We start from the raw sequence: 16,094 nt of genomic DNA on the forward strand, positions 1-16,094 counted from the left end.
TTCCACGCTACTTGCGCGCTTCCTCGGCCGGGTCGGTCCCGGTGAGCGCGATCCAGTCGGCGCGCGTGCGGCACTGCTTCTTGCGAAGCCGACTGGCGGTCTGGGTTTCGACCGCGCAGTAGAGCTTCCGCGCCGAAGGCTGTTCGCCGCTCTGTGCCGACTGCTGCGGGGCGGGCTGAGTGGGGGTTTCGGTCACGGGATCGGCGCCGGCGAGCGCGAGAAGCACCGCCGCGGAAAGGGCGAATATCGTCATTTCATTATCCTTTGGTGACGCGGCCCGAGGAGCCGGGCCGCGCTGGGTTCACTTCTGGGGGGCGGCCGGATCGCGTCCGGTCTTGGCGATCCATTGTTCGCGGGTCATGCAGATCGTGCGCGCGAGCACCGTCCCCGTCGTCACCTGCGGCTTGACGCAATAGCGCTTGCCCTGGCTGGCCTTGGCCGACGCCTTGGGCGCGTCGGTGGTCGGATCCGAGGCATAAGCCGGCGCGGTCGCGCCGGCGACGAGGACGGCGGCGGCGATCATGGCGGCGGCGAAGCTGGAGACGCGGCCGGTGGTGCGAGTACTGAACATATCCCTGACTCCTGATTACTGTGACACCAGGCGCTCCCTCGTGCCGCCTGCCTCCAATGCTTTGCATCGGTCGTGCCAGTTTCCAGGAATATGGGATTTCAACGACTTAGCTGTATTACACTTCCAAGTCACCGCTATAACACAGCAATACACGCCAAGAATTGGCGGATGGCGCGCGGGAGTGTCCGGAAAGGGACAGTGGCATGTGTCCGGAATCGGCCGCCCGTGTTCGTTTCCGTAACGGAAAGCGCAGTGCCTAGCGCAGGCTCACCCAGGTAGGGGCATGATCGCTGGCGCGTTCGCGACCGCGATAGTCCTTGTCGACGCCGGCGCCGGCCAGCCGGTCGGCGGCCTGGGGGCTGAGCAGCAAGTGATCGATGCGGAACCCCGCATCGCGCTGCCAGCAGCCGGCCTGATAGTCCCAGAAGGTCCAGATGCCGCCACTCGGGAAGCGCGTACGCAGCGCGTCGGTCCAGCCCTGGGCGAGCAGGCTGCGGTAGCGCTGCCGGGATTCGGGCTGCATCAGCGCATCGCTCGCCATCGCGCGCAACGAGAAGGTGTCGTCGTCATTGGGGATGACGTTGTAGTCGCCGGCCAGCACCACCGGGCGTTCCTCGGCGAGCAGCGCGCGGGCGCGATCGGCGAGCCGCTCCATCCATTTGAGCTTGTAGTCGAACTTGGGGCCGGGCTGCGGGTTGCCGTTGGGCAGATAGATCGAGGCGACCACCAGATCGCCGACTTCGACTTCGATATAGCGGCTGTGCGCATCCTCGGGATCGCCTTCGAGCCCGCGCTGGCGCTCGATCGGCTGCTGGCCGCGCGCGAGGACGGCGACGCCGTTGAAGCCCTTCTGCCCGTGCCACACCGCGCCATAGCCCGCGGCCTCGATATCCTTGACCGGCAGCGTCTCGTCGGCGCCCTTCAGCTCCTGGAGGCACACGATATCCGGTTTCTGCTCGTCGAGATATTCGAGCAGGCGCTCCATGCGCGCCTTGATCCCGTTGACGTTGTACGTGACGATCTTGGGCAAGCGATCAGACCGAGAAGCTGGTGCCGCAGCCGCAGCCCGATGCGGCATTGGGATTGGTCACGTTGAAATGTGCGCCGCCCAGCGAGTCGACGAAATCGACCTGCGCGCCGCGGACGAGATCGAGGCTCACCGAATCGACCACCAATTGGACGCCGCCGAGCTCGGCGACGGTGTCGTCGGCTTCGACCGCATCGGCAAAGCCGAACTTGTACTGGAAGCCCGAGCACCCTCCGCCCTCGACCGAGAGCCGCAGGATCGCGGGTTTCGACTGCTTCGCGGCGATCGCCGCCACACGCGCGGCGGCGGCAGGCGTGAGCGCGATGTCAGGCTGGGTGATCGTTGCCATGCTGCCGAGATAGTGGTGGAGGGGCGGCGAGGCAATGCGGTGCAGATGGGGCGGTGCGGGTGGGGGCCGCCTCGATGGGCAGCCCCTCTCCTCTCCTGCCTCTTACTTCGCGGGGCCGCCTACGCCGCCCTGCGCGCGGCCCTGGGCCACGGTCAGATATTCGCCGGTCTGGAGGAACGGGATCGGATTGACCGCCTTCCCGTCGACGCGGACTTCGTAATGGAGATGGCTACCGGTCGAACGCCCGGTCGAGCCCATCAGGCCGATCATCTGGCCACGACGGACGCGGGCGTTGTCGGCGACGAGGATCTTCGAAAGGTGGCCGTAGCGCGTCTCGATGCCGCGGCCGTGGTTGATCTGGACGAGATTGCCATAGCCGCCCTGGCGGCCGGCATGGCTGATGACGCCATCCGCGGTCGCGTAGATCGGCGTGCCGATCGTGCCCGGAATGTCGACGCCGGCATGCATCGCCGCAGTGCCGCGGAACGGATCCGAACGCACGCCGAAGCTCGACGTGAACAGCATCTTGTCGACCGGCTGCATCGACGGGATCGAGATCACCGTCTGCTCGAGCGCGTCGAGCTTTTTCCAGGTCAGGAAGAGCGCGCGGAACTGGGCATCGGCGCTCTCGGCCGAATCCGAACCGGCGGCGCGATCGTTATTGTCGTCCATCGGCTCGTACGGGCCGCCCATGCCGCCCTTGACGAAACGCTCGGGCGCGAGGCCGAGACGGCGGAAATGGCTGGCGGTCTGCTCGTAGCGCGCTTCACCGGCGACGCGGGCCTTGCCTGCGAGCGCGACCTGGCGCTGCTCGACTTCGCGCAGCGGCGCGAGCATCTCGGCGGCGACGGCACTGGTCAGCGGCTCTACTTCGGCGAGCGCGGCATCGAGAGCGGCGGGATCGGTCTTGCCCGAGAGCACTGCCGAGATCAGCGCCTGGCGCTGCTCGACGCGGGCGGCCTGCAGCTTGGCGGCTTCCTTGGCGGCGGTGACTTCGGCCTGCATCTTCGCGACTTGCGCGCGCATCTTGGCGACCTGCGCCTCGGGCGAACCCGGAACGGCGCTCACGCCGCTGACGGCGATCGCGCCGGCCATCGCCTGCGACACGCCATAGCCGGAGAACAGCACCGTGACCGCCGCGACGCCGGCGAACAGCGCCTGGGTGCGGCCGGCAATGCTGAAGCGGCGCAGATCGCGGCCGTCATGAAAAATAAAATCGCGGGTGGTGAAGAAATTACGGAACCGCTTGCCCAGGTTCGCATTCTTAGAGTTCGAAACGTCAGCCATGAGTCCCCGGCGGTTCAAGCAAGCGCGCACCGATGCGACCCGGTGTTCGGCCTACGATAATTCCATTGTCCCGGCAGAGCCCCCTCCGCGTCTGGACGTGTCGGGGTTTGCCCTGAGAAATCAGGAGACTGCAATAGGCGCGTAGTAGCCACGCGTCAGACCGGCTGAGTCGCGCGCCGAGTCGTTGAAGGGAGGCTTCAAGACTCCGCGAAAATACGTGGCGACAAGGTCTTGCCACATCGTTTCGGGTACGAAACCGTGCCGCTCGCATGCCGATTCGAACCAGATCGTGCCGGCCCGGACATGGCGGATCTCGTCGTTCAAAATGCGCGTCAGGATGCGTGTGGTAGCGGTATCGCCGACGCCCGCGAAGCGCTCGATCGTGGCCGGCGTGACGTCGAGTCCGCGTGCTTCCAGCACCATCGGAACCACCGCCAGCCGGGCCAGCGGATCGTGCGCGGTGGCGGCCGCGGCGTCCCACAAACCATCATGCGCAGGCATCGCGCCATAATGGCTGCCGAGCTGTTTCAGCCGCCGGTCGAGCAATGCGAAGTGCATCGCCTCGTCCGCGCCGACCCGCATCCAGTCGTCGGTGAAGCCGCGCGGGAACTGGCCGCCGAACCGCCCCACGGCATCGAAAGCGAGGTCGATCGCCGCGAATTCGATATGCGCCAGCGCGTGGATCAATGCGGTGCGCCCGCGCTCGGACCCACCCTTGCCGCGCTTGGGCATCCGGTTGGGTGGCAGCAGCTCCGGGCAATCCGGGCGCGCCGGCCGATCGGGCATCGCCATGTCGAAACGATGGTCGAGCCGGCCCAGCCGCCAGTCGCGCGCGGCCGACCGCGCGGCCTTCACCTTGGCGAGCGGCTCGGCCGCGATCAGCACCGCGCGCGCCGCCTCGGCAACGCTGCGCCTCACTTGCCGAGCATTTCTCGCGCCGCCGCAAGCACTTGTTCGGCATGGCCGGGCACGCGCACCTTGCGCCACGCGCGGAACAACGTGCCGTCCGTCGCGAACAGGAAGGTCGAGCGGTCTATCCCCATATATTTGCGGCCGTAGAGCTGCTTCTCGACCCACACGCCGAATGCTTCCATCGCCACGCCCTCGGCATCGGTGGCGAGCGGCACGGTGAGGTCGTATTTCGCGGCGAACTTCCTGTGCTTGGCAGCACTATCCTTCGACACGCCGAGAAGGTCGACGCCCAACGCCTTGAATTCAGGAAGCAACGCCGAGAAATCCTGCGCCTCGCGCGTGCATCCCGCGGTATCGTCCTTGGGGTAGAAATAGAGCAACAGCGGCCCCTTCCGCTCGGACAGTGTGAACGGCCCGTCGGCACCTTCCAGCTCCACCTCTGGCAGCCTGTCGCCCTGCTCGATCATCTTCGCCTCCGTCAGCCGCCGGCGCGGATCTCCGCCCAGCACGCCGCCACCTCCTGCCGGGTCGCTTCGAGCGAGGCAACCACTGCGTCCCATGATTCCAGCCCCACTGCCCGCGCGATCAGCGCCTGCGTGGTCTCGGCGGGCGGCTGCGCGTCGGGCGCGACGAGGCGCAGCGTGACCAGCAGCCGCGACAGCAATGCATGCGCCTCGACCATCGTCTCGGACATCAGTCCCTTCGCTGCGAGCAGCCGGATCGCCTCGCGCAGCCGCGGCGTGAAGGCGGTCTTGTGGCGCAGCTGGAGCACATGGACCGCGAATTCGAGGTCGACCAGCCCACCGGGGAGCAGCTTCGCGTCGAGCGGCCCGGCGGGCGGCTTGTGCGTCGCCATCTCCTCGCGCATCTTGATCGCGTCCGCCAGGATGTCACGCTCGGGCCGCGCGCCGTTCAGCACGTCGTCGACGATCGCCTGCACTGCGTCGCGCGCGCCCGACGAACCGAATATCGGCCGCGCCCGGGTCAACGCCATATGCTCCCAGGTCCACGCATCCTCGCGCTGATAGCGCGCGAACCCGTCGAGCGAGACCGACAGCGGCCCCTGTGCGCCCGAGGGCCGCAGCCGCGTATCGACTTCGTAGAGCGGCCCCGCCGCCGTCGCGACCGAGAGCGCGGCGGTCACCCGCTGCGCGAGCCGATTGTAATAGACCACTGCGCCGAGCGGCTTCGGGCCATCGGATTCCGCAGCGTAATCGCCGGTGAACAGATAGACGAGGTCGAGATCGGAAGCGTGGGTGAGCGCCTGCCCGCCCATCCGGCCGAGCGCGAGGATCACCAATTCGCTCCCGGGCACCCGGCCATGCGCGCGCTCGAACTCGTCGACCGTGGCGCGTGCGAGCACTTCGATCGCCGCCTCGGCGATCCGCGCATAGCCATAGGATACGTCGAGCGGATCGCTCGCCCCCGCGACGATCTGCGCACCCAGCGCGAAGCGCTTCTCACCCACCAGTCGGCGGACATGCTCGAGCTGCCATTGATAATCGGCACCGCGTTCGCGCGCCGCCATTTCCCCGACCAGCGTGGGGATATCGGCGACGGGCTCCAGCGCGCTCGCGTCGATCAGCCCGTCGAGCAATTCGGCGCGCCGCCCCAGCTGCTCGGCCAAGGTCGGCGCGTGGCACAGGATCGTGCTGAGAAGCTGGCGAAGCCCCGGTTGCGCCTCGAGCAGCCGGAAGAAGTTGATCGCGCTCGGCAGCCGCGAGAGCATCGCGTCGAAGCGCGTGATCGCGTGCGTGCTGTCGGGCGCCTGCGCGAAGGCGGCGATCAGGCCGGGCAGCAACGCCTCCAGCGCCTCGCGCGCCTGGGGGGAACGCAGCGCAGGATAGCCGCCGCCGCGCCAGCCCTCGACGATGCGGAGCGCGCCTGCCGGATGGTCGAATCCGGCCGCCTCCAGCCGCGCCTTTAGCGTCTCCGGATCGGCGGGCAGCCGCGGCTCCTCCTCGCCGGCGAGCGAATCATAGACCCGCCCTGTCCGCTCGACATGCGGCCGCAGCCGTTCGATCAGCGCCGCGCCGTCCGCCAGCCCGTGCAGCGCCGCGACATTGTCGAGCGCTTCGGCTTTGGTCGGCAATGTGTGGGTCTGCAGGTCGTCGACCATCTGCAGCCGATGCTCGACGGTACGAAACTCGACATAGGCCGCGGTCAGCGCCGCGGCATCGTCGGCGTCGATCCGTCCGTCGGCGGCGAGCGCCGCCAGCGCGTCGCGCGTCGCCGGCACGCGCAGCGCGGGATCGCGCCCGCCATGGATGAGCTGGTGGATCTGCGCGAAGAACTCGACTTCGCGGATGCCGCCGCGCCCGCGCTTGAGGTCGTAGCCGGGGCCGAACGCCTGCGCCTGGGCATAATGGTCGCGAATCCGGCGCGAGATGTCGCGGATCTCGCGGATCGTCCCGTAATCGACTGCGCGGCGCCACACGAACGGCCGGATCGCCGCGAGGAACGCCTCGCCCAACGCGGTGTCGCCGGCACAGGCGCGGGCGCGGATGAACGCCGCGCGCTCCCACGGCAGCGCCTGCGATTCGTAATAAGAGATCGCCGCCTCGACCGGCAAGGCGATCGGCGTCGCCTCGGGCGAGGGCCGCAGCCGCAGGTCGACGCGCATCACATAGCCGTCGGCATCGCGCGACTGGAGCAATTCGATCACCCGCCGGCCGATCCGCACTGCGGCTTCTTCGGGCACTTCGCGCGGTTTGCACGGCAAGGTCGCGGGATCGAAGATCAGGATCGGATCGATGTCGGACGAATAGTTCAGCTCGCGGCTACCGAGCTTGCCCAGCGCGATCGCGGCGAAGCCGATCGGCTCGGCATCGGGCGTGCGCTCCCGGATCGCCGTCCGGATCGCCCGGTCCAGCGCGTCGTCCGCAAAGTCGCTCAGCAAGTGCGTCACCCGCGTCAGGTCGAACCGGCCCGACAGATCCCCGAGCGCGACGAGCAACGCGAGCCGTCGCCGCTCCAGCCGCAAGCGCCGCGACTCCGCCATTTCGCCTTCGAAAGAACGCGCAGTCGCCAGTGGGTCTTCGAGCGCCTGCCCGAGGTTTTCGATCAGTTGCGACTCGCGATCGGCAAGCATCGCGAGAAAAGGCGCATGCGACCGCGCAAGATCAACAGCGCGCTGCAAGTCACCGGAATTCATCGGATAAGCCCTTGCCGACATGGGCAGGGAACAACACATTTTGGCGAGTCAAGCAACAAATGTGAAGTTAGGGCGTTTTTATATCGTGACCCGCTCGTCATCCCGTTCCGTTTCCGAGGCCAATCAGCGCGCTTATCGCGTCGAACCGCCTCGCGCCAGCGATGCGATCGCGCTATCGCTGCGCGACGCCTACTCGCGCGAGCCGGGCCTGCCTGAAGACATGGCCGCGATGCTGCACTGCCTCAATCGGCACGAGACCCCGATCGCGCATTGAGAGGCAGGCCTGCATCGCGTCAGGCTATCACAATCACCTTTGGAGTAGGCGGTTGGCCCTACCCCGCAACCGTCACCCCGGCCGAAGTGCCGGGGTCCACCGGGAGGCAAGGGCTGCACAAGAGGCTCGAGCGCTGCCGGTGAGGCTGAGTGGACCCCGGGCACTTCGGCCGGGGTGACGGCGTGATTTGGGGGTACCTCTCCAAAATCCTGAATACCGATCTGCCCTCAGCGGTCGCGGCTGAGATCGTCGACTTCGCCCATGATCGTATCGAGCGCGCTCTTGCCGCCCGGATTGGGCAGGCTGTCGCGCCGCGACGGCAGCTGTCCCTCGGTCAGCAGCGTTTCGAGCGCGACGCGGCCGCGCGCGACCCGGCTCTTGATCGTGCCGACCGCGACGTTGCAGATCTCGGCCGCTTCCTCATAGGCGAACCCGCCCGCGCCGACGAGGATCAGCGCCTCGCGCTGCGGCTGCGGCAGATGCAGCAAGGCGCGCTGCATGTCGTTCAGCTCGACATGCCGGTCCTGGCTCGCGGGCGCGGCGAGCAGCCGGTCCGCCACCAGATCGTCCCATTCGCCCTTGAAGCGCGCGCGGCGCATTTGCGAGAGATAGAGATTGCGCAGGATGATGAAGGTCCATGCGCGCATGTTGGTGCCCGCCTGGAAGCGCTGGCGCGCCGCCCAGGCCTTGAGCAAGGTCTCCTGCACCAGATCGTCGGCCAGGTCGCGGCTGCCCGAAAGCGAGCGGCCGAACGCGCGCAGATGCGGGATCACCGTCGCGAGCTGCTTCTTGAACTCGGGATCGGAGAGCGCGACGTGCTCACGCGGCGGCTCGGCTGCCGCTTCCTCGTGATCGTCAGGCTGTTCGGACTCAGTCATTCGGCCCCGTTCACTTACGCGTGCCGCGTTGCGGCGCTGATTGGAGATAGGCGCAGCCCGCGCGATTGCCAGCATTATTGCGGACGGCCCCGAGGCTCAGAGCCAGAGGATGATCGCGAAGGCGATGATCACCAATGCCAGGCCGAAGCCCAGCACATAGCGAGTCATGTGTGGCGTCGTGCCGGCGCGGGCGCGATCGGTGGAGATATGGATGGTTTCGTCATTCTCAGCCATCCCCCCTCAACCCCCGAAAACCGTTTTGGGTCCGTATCATATGGAACCCGCGCCGGAATTTTTCAGACGCCGGCGGGCACCGTCGCCTGATCGAAGAACAACGCCTGGCTGATCGTGGTCTTCACCGTCTCGCGCTGGAAGGGCTTGGTGATCAGGAAGGTCGGCTCGGGCCGCTCGCCGGTGAGCAAGCGCTCGGGGAACGCGGTGATGAAGATCACCGGCACGCTGAACTCGGCGAGGATGTCCTTCACCGCGTCGATGCCCGAGCTGTCGTCGGCGAGCTGGATGTCGGCGAGCACCAGGCCCGGACGGTCCTCCATCGCCAGCGCCACGGCTTCGTCGCGCGTGACCGCGACCCCGGTGACCTCATGGCCGAGATCGCGGACGATCTGCTCGAGATCCATGGCGATGAGCGGCTCGTCCTCGATGATCATCACCCGCGTGCGCGTCTGGCGCTCGATCTCCGCGACCGCTTCGCCGACGAGGCGGGAGATCGAAGCGGGGTCCTCCTCGATCAGATAGCCGGCGTCCTCGATGCTGAAGCCTTCGACGGTGGTCAGCAGCAGCGCCTGGCGCGACAAGGGCGTCAGCCGCGCGAGCCGCTTGCGGGCAATCATCTCAGCCTGGTTCGAGCTATCCTCGACGATGTCGTCCTCTTCGAGATGAGTCGATTGCCAGATCGCCTGGAAAGTCCGGTAGAGCCCGAGCCGCGGATCTACGTCACGGGGAAACTGGTCGGGCGCCGCAACGATGGCTTCGAGCGCGGCGCGCACATAGCGGTCGCCTTCGCTCTGGGCGCCGGTGAGTGCGCGCGCATAACGGCGCAGCAAGGGAAGGTGCGGCGCGAGTTGCTGTCCAAGCGACATAAGGGAATTTTTCTCCTTCGTGGGCGCGGGTCGCTTTTGTCGCGCCCCGCCATCCGCATTGCAATCGTTTCTGCTCTCCGAAGGGAGCCCCTCCCCGGATTTCGCATCGCCTGTGGAACAATCGACGCGCTATTTGGTTTCATCGGCCGGGCCATGTGGCGCTCCGCGCACTATGCGAGCGCTTGCGCTCTGGCGTCATGGCGTTAATCGGGCACCTGGTGCTCATGCGTTCACAGTCCGGGTCCCGGACAATCGGGTCCTCACGGGGGGAATTGGTGCGTTCCGCAAAGGGTGAAACAAAAAGGCCGCCAAAGCCAAAAGGCGGGACGGAGAGCAACAAACCCAACCGCAGCGTGGGCGATGCACTGCGCCAGGCCTATGACGAGGCCGTTCGCGAAACTGTGCCCAACGACCTGCTCGACTTGCTGAAGAAGCTCGACTAGCCAAGCGCATGGACAGCACGGATCTGAAGCCGCGTGCCAGGGGTCCCGCGGCTGCGATGGCGCACATGCCGACCGGTGCGAAGGTGTTCCTGATCCTCGTCGGTGCGCTGCTCCCGCTCGCGCTCATCGCTCTGCTCACCACGCTCCAGACGACGCGGACCGCCGATACCGAAGCGCGTACGCGGCTGCGCGCGATCGCCGACGAGAGTTCGGGCGTGGTCGAGAATGCCCTGACCAATCAGGTCGGGCAGATGAGCCAGACGCTTGCCGCGCTGGAGCAGAATCCGGGCGACGCGCCGAGCTGCACCCAGCTTGCGGGCACATTCGCGGCGCAAGGCAGCGTCCGCTTCGCCATCGCCGACAGGAACGGCCGCGTGCTCTGCGGCCAGCGCTTCTCGCTTCCCGGCGCATCGGCTCTCCGTCCGTCCGACATCCGCGTCGCGTTCCTGCCCGACGGGCTCGCCATTCGGATCGGCGGCAATGCGGGAATGAGCGCCACCGCTTATTATCCCGTGTCGGCACTGGCGGCGCTGGCCCGCCCGAGCGGCTTCGTGCCCGATTACGGCGCAGCGCTCGTGCGGGGAGACCAGCGGCTGACCCTGCGCGATCTCGGCACCGCCGGTCCGCTCGGGCGCAGCGAGAAGGTCGCCAGCGATCTCTCTATCGACAATCTCGATCTCGAGATGTCGATCCCCGGCGCGCCGATCACCTCGCCCATGATCATCACCACTGCATTGCTGGTGCTGATGTGGATCGCCGCCGCCATGATCGGATGGTTCGTGGTGAACATCCTGCTGATCCGTCCGCTCAGAACGTTGCGCACCAGTGTCGGCAGATACCGCCCCGGCGAGATCCTCGACATGAAGCGCTTTGGCGCGATGCCGGCGTTGGAGATCCGTGATCTCGGCGAGACCTTTCAGCAGATCACCCGCACTGTCCAGCTCCACGAGGCCGACCTGGCCGAAGGGCTGATCCGCCAGACGAGGCTGACTCGCGAAGTGCATCATCGGGTCAAGAACAACCTCCAGGTCATCTCCAGCCTGATCAATTTCCACGCACGCGCCGCCAAGAGCGCGGAAGCGAGTGAGGCCTATGCCTCGATCCAGCGCCGCGTCGACGCGCTCGCGGTGGTGCATCGCCACCATTATGCCGAGATGGAGGAGAATCGCGGGCTCGAGCTCCGTTCGGTGATCGGCGAGCTCGCCGCCAACATCCGCGCCACCGCGCCGGAGCGGGCGGCGGGGCTTGGCATCACACTCGAGATCGAGCCGCTGCTGGTCAATCAGGATGTCGCGATCGCAGTCGCCTTCCTGATCACCGAGATCGTCGAACTGGCGGTCAATTGCAGCCCGACAACGCACGTCCGCCTCTCGATCAAGGCTGGCGAGGAGGATGACCGCGCCACTCTCCGCGTCAGTTCACCCGCGTTAGTCGAGAGCGCCGAGTTGGAGATACTTCTCGAGACCCGCTACGGCCGCGTCATCGCGGGGCTCGCGCGCCAGCTGCGCACACGCCTCCATCACGACCCGCTGGTCGGGGCCTATGAGGCCTCGATCGCGATCACCGGGCGGCCCTGAATTTTTTCGCAAAAAAGTTCGGAACCAGGGAACCCGTTTCCGCAATGTACGTTCTGCACCTCGGATAGTGACCTTTTGCCCCCCCGCTCTCGCTATCCAAGACATGGGCCCGGAAGCGTCAACCCTCCCCCCCCCGGTGACGCTTCCGGGCCTAACACTTTCTCTTGCCAGCGGAATTCTGATCGCTCGCCGCGGCTTCGTGCCTTTCGCGGAACGATTTGGTGGATCCGGGCATTTCTTCCCTGAACCAATGCGTAAAATTGGAGAAGTTTCGATGCGCAAGATTCTAACCTGTGCCGCGCTTGCCGGCGCGATCCTGGTTTCGGCATGCAACACCATCGAAGGTGTTGGCCGCGACGTTGCCTCGGCTGGCGACACGGTCGCCGGCGCTGCCGACGACAACAAATAGATCGTTCAGCCGGATTTCAGGAAAGCCCCTCCCCTTGTGGAGGGGTTTTTCGTATCAGGACGCGGCTTCGGTCTCCGCCGCGCGCTCACGCCGCCGCCGGGTGAACCAGATCGCCACCAGCGCAAGGAAATAGAGGCCGACCAGCGGCACTGCGAGCAGCAGCTGCGACCCCACGTCGGGCGGCGTCAGCACCGCGGACAGCGCGAACGCGCCCACCACCGCATAGCGCCATGCACCCTTCAATTGCTCATACGTGACGATGCCGGCATGTTCGAGCAGCATCAGCAGCACCGGCAGCAGGAACGAAATCCCGAAGCCGAAGATGAACTGCATCACGAACTTCAGATAGTTGTTCACGTCCGGCAACGCTTGTTGCGCAACTCCGCCCAGATCGCCCTGGAAGCCGAGCAGGAATTTGAGCGCCACCGGAATCGCCACGAAATAGGCCATCGAGGCACCGGCGATGAACAGCACCGGCGTCGCGAGCAGGAAAGGCAGCAGCGCCTTCTTTTCCTTGCGGTAGAGGCCCGGCGCAACGAACTGCCACAGCTGGTTGGCGATCACCGGGAACGCGATCATCAGCGCGGCGAAAAAGGCGACCTTGATCTCGACGAGGAAACCCCCGAAAACCTCGGTATTGATGATCGTCACCTGTCCGGCGACCTTGAGCGGCGCGACGAGGAAGCCGAGAATCTGCCGCGCGAAATAGAGGCAGCCCGCAAACGCCAATACCAGCGCGCCCAGCGACCAGAGGAGGCGGCGCCGGAGCTCGATCAGATGGTCGAGCAAGGGTGCCTGGGTGTCGTCGATCTCGTCGTTCACGATTGCGGCCCGTCCGGCGTCTGGGGCGCGTCCGGCGCCGCGGCCTTGGGCTTGCGCACGCGCTTGGGCTTCGCCGCAGCCGGCTCTTCCGTCGCCTCGGCGGGGAACAATGCCGGCTGTTCGACCATCACGGGACTTTCGTCGGCCGCGGGATCCTGCGCGAAATGCTCGGGCCGGGGTGCGGGCAGCGACGGAGTCGGATGCTCGCGCATGATCCGCTCATTCTCCGCGGCCCATTGCTTCTCCATCTCGGCGAGCTCGGATTCGCGGATCATCGTGTCGATCCCCGAGCGGAACTGGCGCGCGATGCCGCGTGCCTTGCCCACCCATTTGCCGACGAAGCGCATCGCGCGCGGCAAGTCCTTGGGTCCGATCACCAGCAGCGCCACCACGGCCACAAGCAGCAACTCGGTCGGCGCTACGTCTAACATTCGGCACTGCCTCGGGCGCGCCCCGAAGCGAGGCGCGAATCAACGGTGGATGGAATCGGAGCTCAGCGCTCTTCGCGGGTACGCTCGGCTTCGGTCTGGAAGCTCGCGTCCGGCGTCGGCGCAGGCTTGCCCTCGATCCGGGTCGGCGGCGTCGGCGTGGCTTCGTCGTCCTCGGCCATACCCTTCTTGAACTGCTTGATGCCCTTCGCGACGTCGCCCATCATGTTGGAGAAACGGCTGCCGCCGAACAACAAAATGACCAGGACACCGACGATCAGCCAGTGCATCAGGCTCATGCTACCCATGGGAACTCTCCTCTATCGGGGTCTATCTAGGCGCGGCGGGCGCCGGGGGCAACGGCTAGCTCCGCTACCCCGAAAATCGGTTGGCGAGCCCTATTCGTCTTCCATGACAGTTTCGCTCGCTTCGGCCTCGAAAGCGAGGTCGACCGGATCGAGCAGGCCCGCCGCCTTGAGATCGTCGATCCCCGGCAGATCGCGCCGGCTGGCGAGCCCGAACTGGCTGAGAAAGCCCGCCGTCGTCGCGTAGGTGAGCGGGCGTCCGGGCACTTCGCGACGCCCCGCCGGCCGCACCCAGCCCGCCTCCATCAGCACGTCGATCGTGCCCTTGGAAATCTGGACGCCGCGAATCGCCTCGATCTCGGCGCGCGTCACCGGTTCGTGATAGGCGATGATTGCCAGCGTCTCGATTCCCGCGCGGCTGAGCTTGCGCGACTCCTCGCGATCACGCCGCAGTAGATGCGCCAGATCGGCGGCGGTCTGGAAATGCCAGCGCTCGCCGCGTCGGACCAGTTCGATCCCGCGCCCCGCATACAGTGCCTCCAGCCCCGCCAGCGCACCGCGGACATCGGCTTCCGCGCCGACATGCGCCTTGATCTCGTCGACGGTCATCGGATGCTCCGAGGCAAACAATACCGCCTCGACGGCGCGGCCGAGATCGTCCTGCGGTGTCATGCGCTCGCCTTGAGATAGAGCGGCGCGAATGCCGATTTCTGCTTGAGCTCGAGCCGCCCCTGCCGTGCCAGCTCGAGCGCCGCGACGAACGACGAGGCCAGCGCCGATTTGCGATAAGTGCCGCTCGCCCCTTCGGGGAGGAAGGTCTCGATCGTGCTCCACTCGATCCGCGCGCCGATCAGCGCCGAGACGCGATCGATCGCCTCCTCCAGCGTCATCACGTCGCGCACCGCGACCACGTGCATCACCGGCCGGGTGCGCGCGCTGATCCGGCCATAAGCGGCGATCAGGTCGTAGATCTCGGCCTCGTAGCGGCCCTTGCGTACCACGCGCAGCCCTTCGGGGGTGCCGCGCAGGAAGACGTCGCGCCCCAGCCGATCGCGCGCCACCAGCCGCGCGCCCGCCTCGCGCATCGCATTGAGCCGTTCGAGCCGGAGCTGGAGCCGGAGCGCCAGTTCCTCGGGGCTCGGCGTCTCTTCGGGATTGCGCGGCAGCAATAGCGCCGATTTGAGATAGGCCAGCCACGCCGCCATCACGAGATAATCCGCGGCCAGTTCGAGCCGCAGCTCGCGGGCCTCGTTCACGAAAGCGAGATACTGCTCGACCAGTTCGAGGATCGAGATCTGCCGCAGATCGACCTTCTGGTTCCGCGCAAGCGCGAGCAGCAGGTCGAGCGGGCCTTCCCAGCCGTCGATGTCGATTTGGAGAGTGTCGGAAGGATCGGCTTCGCTCATCGGGCAGAGTTAAGCAGGCGAGCAAGGCGATGTCACCTACTCCCTCTCCCCTTCAAGGGAGAGGGTTGGGGAGAGGGGCAGCGCGGCGCACGGCCGGTTCATCCCCCTCTCCCCAGCCCTCTCCCCGCAAGCGGAGAGAGGGAGCTAAGCAAGCGCCAGCAGTTCGTCCCGCTTGGCAATCAGTGCGCCGAAATCGGCGGCGGCGGATCCGTCCGCGATCGTCGCCATCGCGCGATCGAGCCGGGCGACGCATTCGGGCGTGGCGTCGCCGATCAGCCCCGCGATCTCGACCATCTCGTCCATCCGCGCCCAGCAATCGAGCACGACGTCGCACCCGGCGGCGAGCGCCTGCGAAGCCTTCTCGCCCGCCGTGCCCGACAATGCCTTCATATCGATGTCGTCGGTCATCAGCAGCCCGTCGAAGCCGATCCGCCCGCGGAGGATCTCGGAAACCACCTTGGGCGAGAGCGTCGCCGGGCGCTCGGCATCCCATGCCTCGAACACCACGTGGCAGGTCATCCCCATCGGCGCATCGGCCAGCCGGATGAACGGCTCCAGATCCGTCTCCAGCGCCTCGGCATCGGCCTTGACGCGCGGCAGATCGTAATGGCTGTCGACCAATGCGCGGCCATGGCCGGGCATGTGCTTGACCACCCCGACCACGCCGCCGCGGCGCATCCCTTCGAGCATCGCCTGCCCCAGAGCCGCGACGCGCATCGGATCGCCGCCGAACGATCGGTCGCCGATCGCCGGCGTGACATCGGCTTGGCGCACGTCGAGCAAAGGCGCGCAATTCACGTTCACACCGACTTCGGCGAGCATCAGCGCCAGTGCCTGCGCATTCGCGCGCGCCGCCTCGATCGCCGAGATCGGCGCGACATCGTACAGCGCGTCGAACGTCGCGCCGGCGGGGAAAGCAGGCCATTCGGGCGGCACCATCCGCGCGACGCGTCCGCCTTCCTGATCGATCAGGAGCGGCAGGTCGGCGCGGCCCGACAAGTCGCGCAGGCTGTCGGTCAGCGCCTTCATCTGCGCGACATCGCCGCAATTGCGCTTGAAGAGGATGTAGCCGAGCGGGTCGGCTTCCCGGAAGAAGGCGCGCTCGTCCGAAGTCAGTTCATGGCCGGAGACGCCGAAGATGACGGGTTTCAT

At 66.8% G+C, this 16,094-nt stretch carries 21 protein-coding genes; 4 read left to right on the plus strand and 17 right to left on the minus strand.

All coding sequences use genetic code 11. The features are described 5' to 3' along the window. Positions 1–7 precede the first annotated feature (7 nt). From BR78_RS0105215 to BR78_RS0105250, 8 genes are all read right to left on the minus strand, one after another. Positions 8–253 carry a hypothetical protein gene (locus tag BR78_RS0105215; protein ID WP_029935381.1) on the minus strand — a complete coding sequence of 82 codons (246 nt, stop codon included), beginning with the start codon at positions 251–253 and terminating at the stop codon, positions 8–10. Between the two features lie 48 nt (positions 254–301). After that, entirely contained in the window at positions 302–571 is a 270-nt protein-coding gene (locus BR78_RS0105220) for a hypothetical protein (protein ID WP_029935383.1), read from the minus strand. Between the two features lie 256 nt (positions 572–827). Beyond that, positions 828–1,601, minus strand: coding sequence for an exodeoxyribonuclease III (xth, locus tag BR78_RS0105225; protein ID WP_029935385.1), 774 nt, complete (start codon positions 1,599–1,601; stop codon positions 828–830). A gap of 4 nt (positions 1,602–1,605) precedes the next feature. Further along, the gene (gene erpA / locus BR78_RS0105230; RefSeq protein WP_029935387.1) at positions 1,606–1,947 is read right to left on the minus strand and encodes an iron-sulfur cluster insertion protein ErpA; all 342 of its coding nucleotides are present in this window, start codon (positions 1,945–1,947) and stop codon (positions 1,606–1,608) included. Between the two features lie 102 nt (positions 1,948–2,049). Beyond that, positions 2,050–3,234, minus strand: a complete 1,185-nt coding sequence (locus BR78_RS0105235; RefSeq protein ID WP_029935389.1) for a M23 family metallopeptidase — start codon at positions 3,232–3,234, stop codon at positions 2,050–2,052. A gap of 120 nt (positions 3,235–3,354) precedes the next feature. Beyond that, the gene (locus BR78_RS0105240; protein WP_029935391.1) at positions 3,355–4,152 is read right to left on the minus strand and encodes a ferritin-like domain-containing protein; all 798 of its coding nucleotides are present in this window, start codon (positions 4,150–4,152) and stop codon (positions 3,355–3,357) included. Beyond that, positions 4,149–4,613 (minus strand): peroxiredoxin, encoded by a 465-nt coding sequence (locus BR78_RS0105245; protein WP_029935393.1) that lies wholly within the window; start codon positions 4,611–4,613, stop codon positions 4,149–4,151. The genes BR78_RS0105240 and BR78_RS0105245 overlap by 4 nt, the downstream gene beginning before the upstream one ends. An 11-nt stretch (positions 4,614–4,624) precedes the next feature. Further along, entirely contained in the window at positions 4,625–7,300 is a 2,676-nt protein-coding gene (locus BR78_RS0105250; protein WP_029935395.1) for a bifunctional [glutamine synthetase] adenylyltransferase/[glutamine synthetase]-adenylyl-L-tyrosine phosphorylase, read from the minus strand. 19 nt (positions 7,301–7,319) lie between these two features. Here BR78_RS0105250 and BR78_RS0105255 point away from each other — a divergent pair, with 19 nt between their 5' ends. Then, the gene (locus BR78_RS0105255) at positions 7,320–7,574 is read left to right on the plus strand and encodes a hypothetical protein (protein ID WP_197021278.1); all 255 of its coding nucleotides are present in this window, start codon (positions 7,320–7,322) and stop codon (positions 7,572–7,574) included. 227 nt (positions 7,575–7,801) lie between these two features. On the opposite strand, the gene BR78_RS0105260 is transcribed toward BR78_RS0105255, so the two are convergent. The 3 genes from BR78_RS0105260 to BR78_RS0105270 all read right to left on the minus strand — a co-directional run bounded on the left by BR78_RS0105260 (position 7,802) and on the right by BR78_RS0105270 (position 9,552). After that, positions 7,802–8,452 carry a sigma-70 family RNA polymerase sigma factor gene (locus BR78_RS0105260; protein WP_029935399.1) on the minus strand — a complete coding sequence of 217 codons (651 nt, stop codon included), beginning with the start codon at positions 8,450–8,452 and terminating at the stop codon, positions 7,802–7,804. 96 nt (positions 8,453–8,548) lie between these two features. Further along, complete coding sequence (locus BR78_RS21920) at positions 8,549–8,686, minus strand: hypothetical protein (RefSeq protein ID WP_197021279.1); 138 nt, start codon at positions 8,684–8,686, stop codon at positions 8,549–8,551. Positions 8,687–8,748: 62 nt separating this feature from the next. Further along, positions 8,749–9,552, minus strand: a complete 804-nt coding sequence (locus BR78_RS0105270; RefSeq protein ID WP_029935400.1) for a response regulator — start codon at positions 9,550–9,552, stop codon at positions 8,749–8,751. A gap of 353 nt (positions 9,553–9,905) precedes the next feature. On the opposite strand from BR78_RS0105270, the gene BR78_RS22115 reads away from it, so the two are divergent. From BR78_RS22115 to BR78_RS0105285, 3 genes are all read left to right on the plus strand, one after another. After that, positions 9,906–9,995 (plus strand): NepR family anti-sigma factor, encoded by a 90-nt coding sequence (locus BR78_RS22115; RefSeq protein ID WP_231478160.1) that lies wholly within the window; start codon positions 9,906–9,908, stop codon positions 9,993–9,995. Between the two features lie 8 nt (positions 9,996–10,003). Continuing rightward, the gene (locus BR78_RS0105280; RefSeq protein ID WP_051683191.1) at positions 10,004–11,572 is read left to right on the plus strand and encodes a sensor histidine kinase; all 1,569 of its coding nucleotides are present in this window, start codon (positions 10,004–10,006) and stop codon (positions 11,570–11,572) included. Between the two features lie 274 nt (positions 11,573–11,846). Then, positions 11,847–11,981: an entericidin A/B family lipoprotein gene (locus BR78_RS0105285; protein ID WP_029935404.1), complete on the plus strand. Its 135-nt coding sequence runs from the start codon at positions 11,847–11,849 to the stop codon at positions 11,979–11,981. Positions 11,982–12,035: 54 nt separating this feature from the next. Here the strand turns inward: BR78_RS0105285 and tatC are convergent, their stop codons facing one another. The 6 genes from tatC to nagZ form a co-directional block, all read right to left on the minus strand. Then, on the minus strand, positions 12,036–12,803 hold the full coding sequence (gene tatC, locus BR78_RS0105290) for a twin-arginine translocase subunit TatC (protein WP_029935407.1): 768 nt from the start codon (positions 12,801–12,803) through the stop codon (positions 12,036–12,038). Further along, a complete protein-coding gene (gene tatB / locus BR78_RS21260) occupies positions 12,800–13,234 on the minus strand; it encodes a Sec-independent protein translocase protein TatB (RefSeq protein WP_081855611.1) in 435 nt (144 codons plus the stop codon). Before tatB ends, tatC begins: the two co-directional genes overlap by 4 nt. A gap of 62 nt (positions 13,235–13,296) precedes the next feature. After that, positions 13,297–13,539: a twin-arginine translocase TatA/TatE family subunit gene (locus tag BR78_RS0105300; RefSeq protein ID WP_029935411.1), complete on the minus strand. Its 243-nt coding sequence runs from the start codon at positions 13,537–13,539 to the stop codon at positions 13,297–13,299. A 90-nt stretch (positions 13,540–13,629) separates the two neighbouring features. Continuing rightward, a complete protein-coding gene (gene scpB, locus BR78_RS0105305; RefSeq protein ID WP_029935412.1) occupies positions 13,630–14,208 on the minus strand; it encodes an SMC-Scp complex subunit ScpB in 579 nt (192 codons plus the stop codon). Next, positions 14,205–14,942 (minus strand): segregation and condensation protein A, encoded by a 738-nt coding sequence (locus BR78_RS0105310; protein ID WP_029935415.1) that lies wholly within the window; start codon positions 14,940–14,942, stop codon positions 14,205–14,207. Before BR78_RS0105310 ends, scpB begins: the two co-directional genes overlap by 4 nt. 144 nt (positions 14,943–15,086) lie before the next feature. Further along, positions 15,087–16,094 (minus strand): beta-N-acetylhexosaminidase, encoded by a 1,008-nt coding sequence (gene nagZ, locus BR78_RS0105315; RefSeq protein WP_029935417.1) that lies wholly within the window; start codon positions 16,092–16,094, stop codon positions 15,087–15,089.

The organism is Sphingomonas sp. UNC305MFCol5.2, assembly GCF_000712135.1.
In the GTDB taxonomy this organism is placed as follows: Bacteria; Pseudomonadota; Alphaproteobacteria; order Sphingomonadales; family Sphingomonadaceae; genus Sphingomonas.

Bases quoted from the DNA above. Each gene is read 5' to 3' on its own strand.
- BR78_RS0105300 (WP_029935411.1), bottom strand. From the start codon at position 13,539: ATGGGTAGCATGAGCCTGATGCACTGGCTGATCGTCGGTGTCCTGGTC.
- BR78_RS0105270 (WP_029935400.1), bottom strand. From the start codon at position 9,552: ATGTCGCTTGGACAGCAACTCGCGCCGCACCTTCCCTTGCTGCGCCGT.
- BR78_RS21920 (WP_197021279.1), bottom strand. From the start codon at position 8,686: ATGGCTGAGAATGACGAAACCATCCATATCTCCACCGATCGCGCCCGC.
- BR78_RS0105260 (WP_029935399.1), bottom strand. From the start codon at position 8,452: ATGACTGAGTCCGAACAGCCTGACGATCACGAGGAAGCGGCAGCCGAG.
- BR78_RS0105245 (WP_029935393.1), bottom strand. From the start codon at position 4,613: ATGATCGAGCAGGGCGACAGGCTGCCAGAGGTGGAGCTGGAAGGTGCC.
- BR78_RS0105255 (WP_197021278.1), top strand. From the start codon at position 7,320: ATGGGCAGGGAACAACACATTTTGGCGAGTCAAGCAACAAATGTGAAG.
- scpB (WP_029935412.1), bottom strand. From the start codon at position 14,208: ATGACACCGCAGGACGATCTCGGCCGCGCCGTCGAGGCGGTATTGTTT.
- tatB (WP_081855611.1), bottom strand. From the start codon at position 13,234: ATGTTAGACGTAGCGCCGACCGAGTTGCTGCTTGTGGCCGTGGTGGCG.
- BR78_RS0105310 (WP_029935415.1), bottom strand. From the start codon at position 14,942: ATGAGCGAAGCCGATCCTTCCGACACTCTCCAAATCGACATCGACGGC.
- BR78_RS0105250 (WP_029935395.1), bottom strand. From the start codon at position 7,300: ATGAATTCCGGTGACTTGCAGCGCGCTGTTGATCTTGCGCGGTCGCAT.
- BR78_RS0105215 (WP_029935381.1), bottom strand. From the start codon at position 253: ATGACGATATTCGCCCTTTCCGCGGCGGTGCTTCTCGCGCTCGCCGGC.
- BR78_RS0105280 (WP_051683191.1), top strand. From the start codon at position 10,004: ATGGACAGCACGGATCTGAAGCCGCGTGCCAGGGGTCCCGCGGCTGCG.
- erpA (WP_029935387.1), bottom strand. From the start codon at position 1,947: ATGGCAACGATCACCCAGCCTGACATCGCGCTCACGCCTGCCGCCGCC.
- nagZ (WP_029935417.1), bottom strand. From the start codon at position 16,094: ATGAAACCCGTCATCTTCGGCGTCTCCGGCCATGAACTGACTTCGGAC.
- BR78_RS0105235 (WP_029935389.1), bottom strand. From the start codon at position 3,234: ATGGCTGACGTTTCGAACTCTAAGAATGCGAACCTGGGCAAGCGGTTC.
- BR78_RS0105285 (WP_029935404.1), top strand. From the start codon at position 11,847: ATGCGCAAGATTCTAACCTGTGCCGCGCTTGCCGGCGCGATCCTGGTT.
- BR78_RS0105220 (WP_029935383.1), bottom strand. From the start codon at position 571: ATGTTCAGTACTCGCACCACCGGCCGCGTCTCCAGCTTCGCCGCCGCC.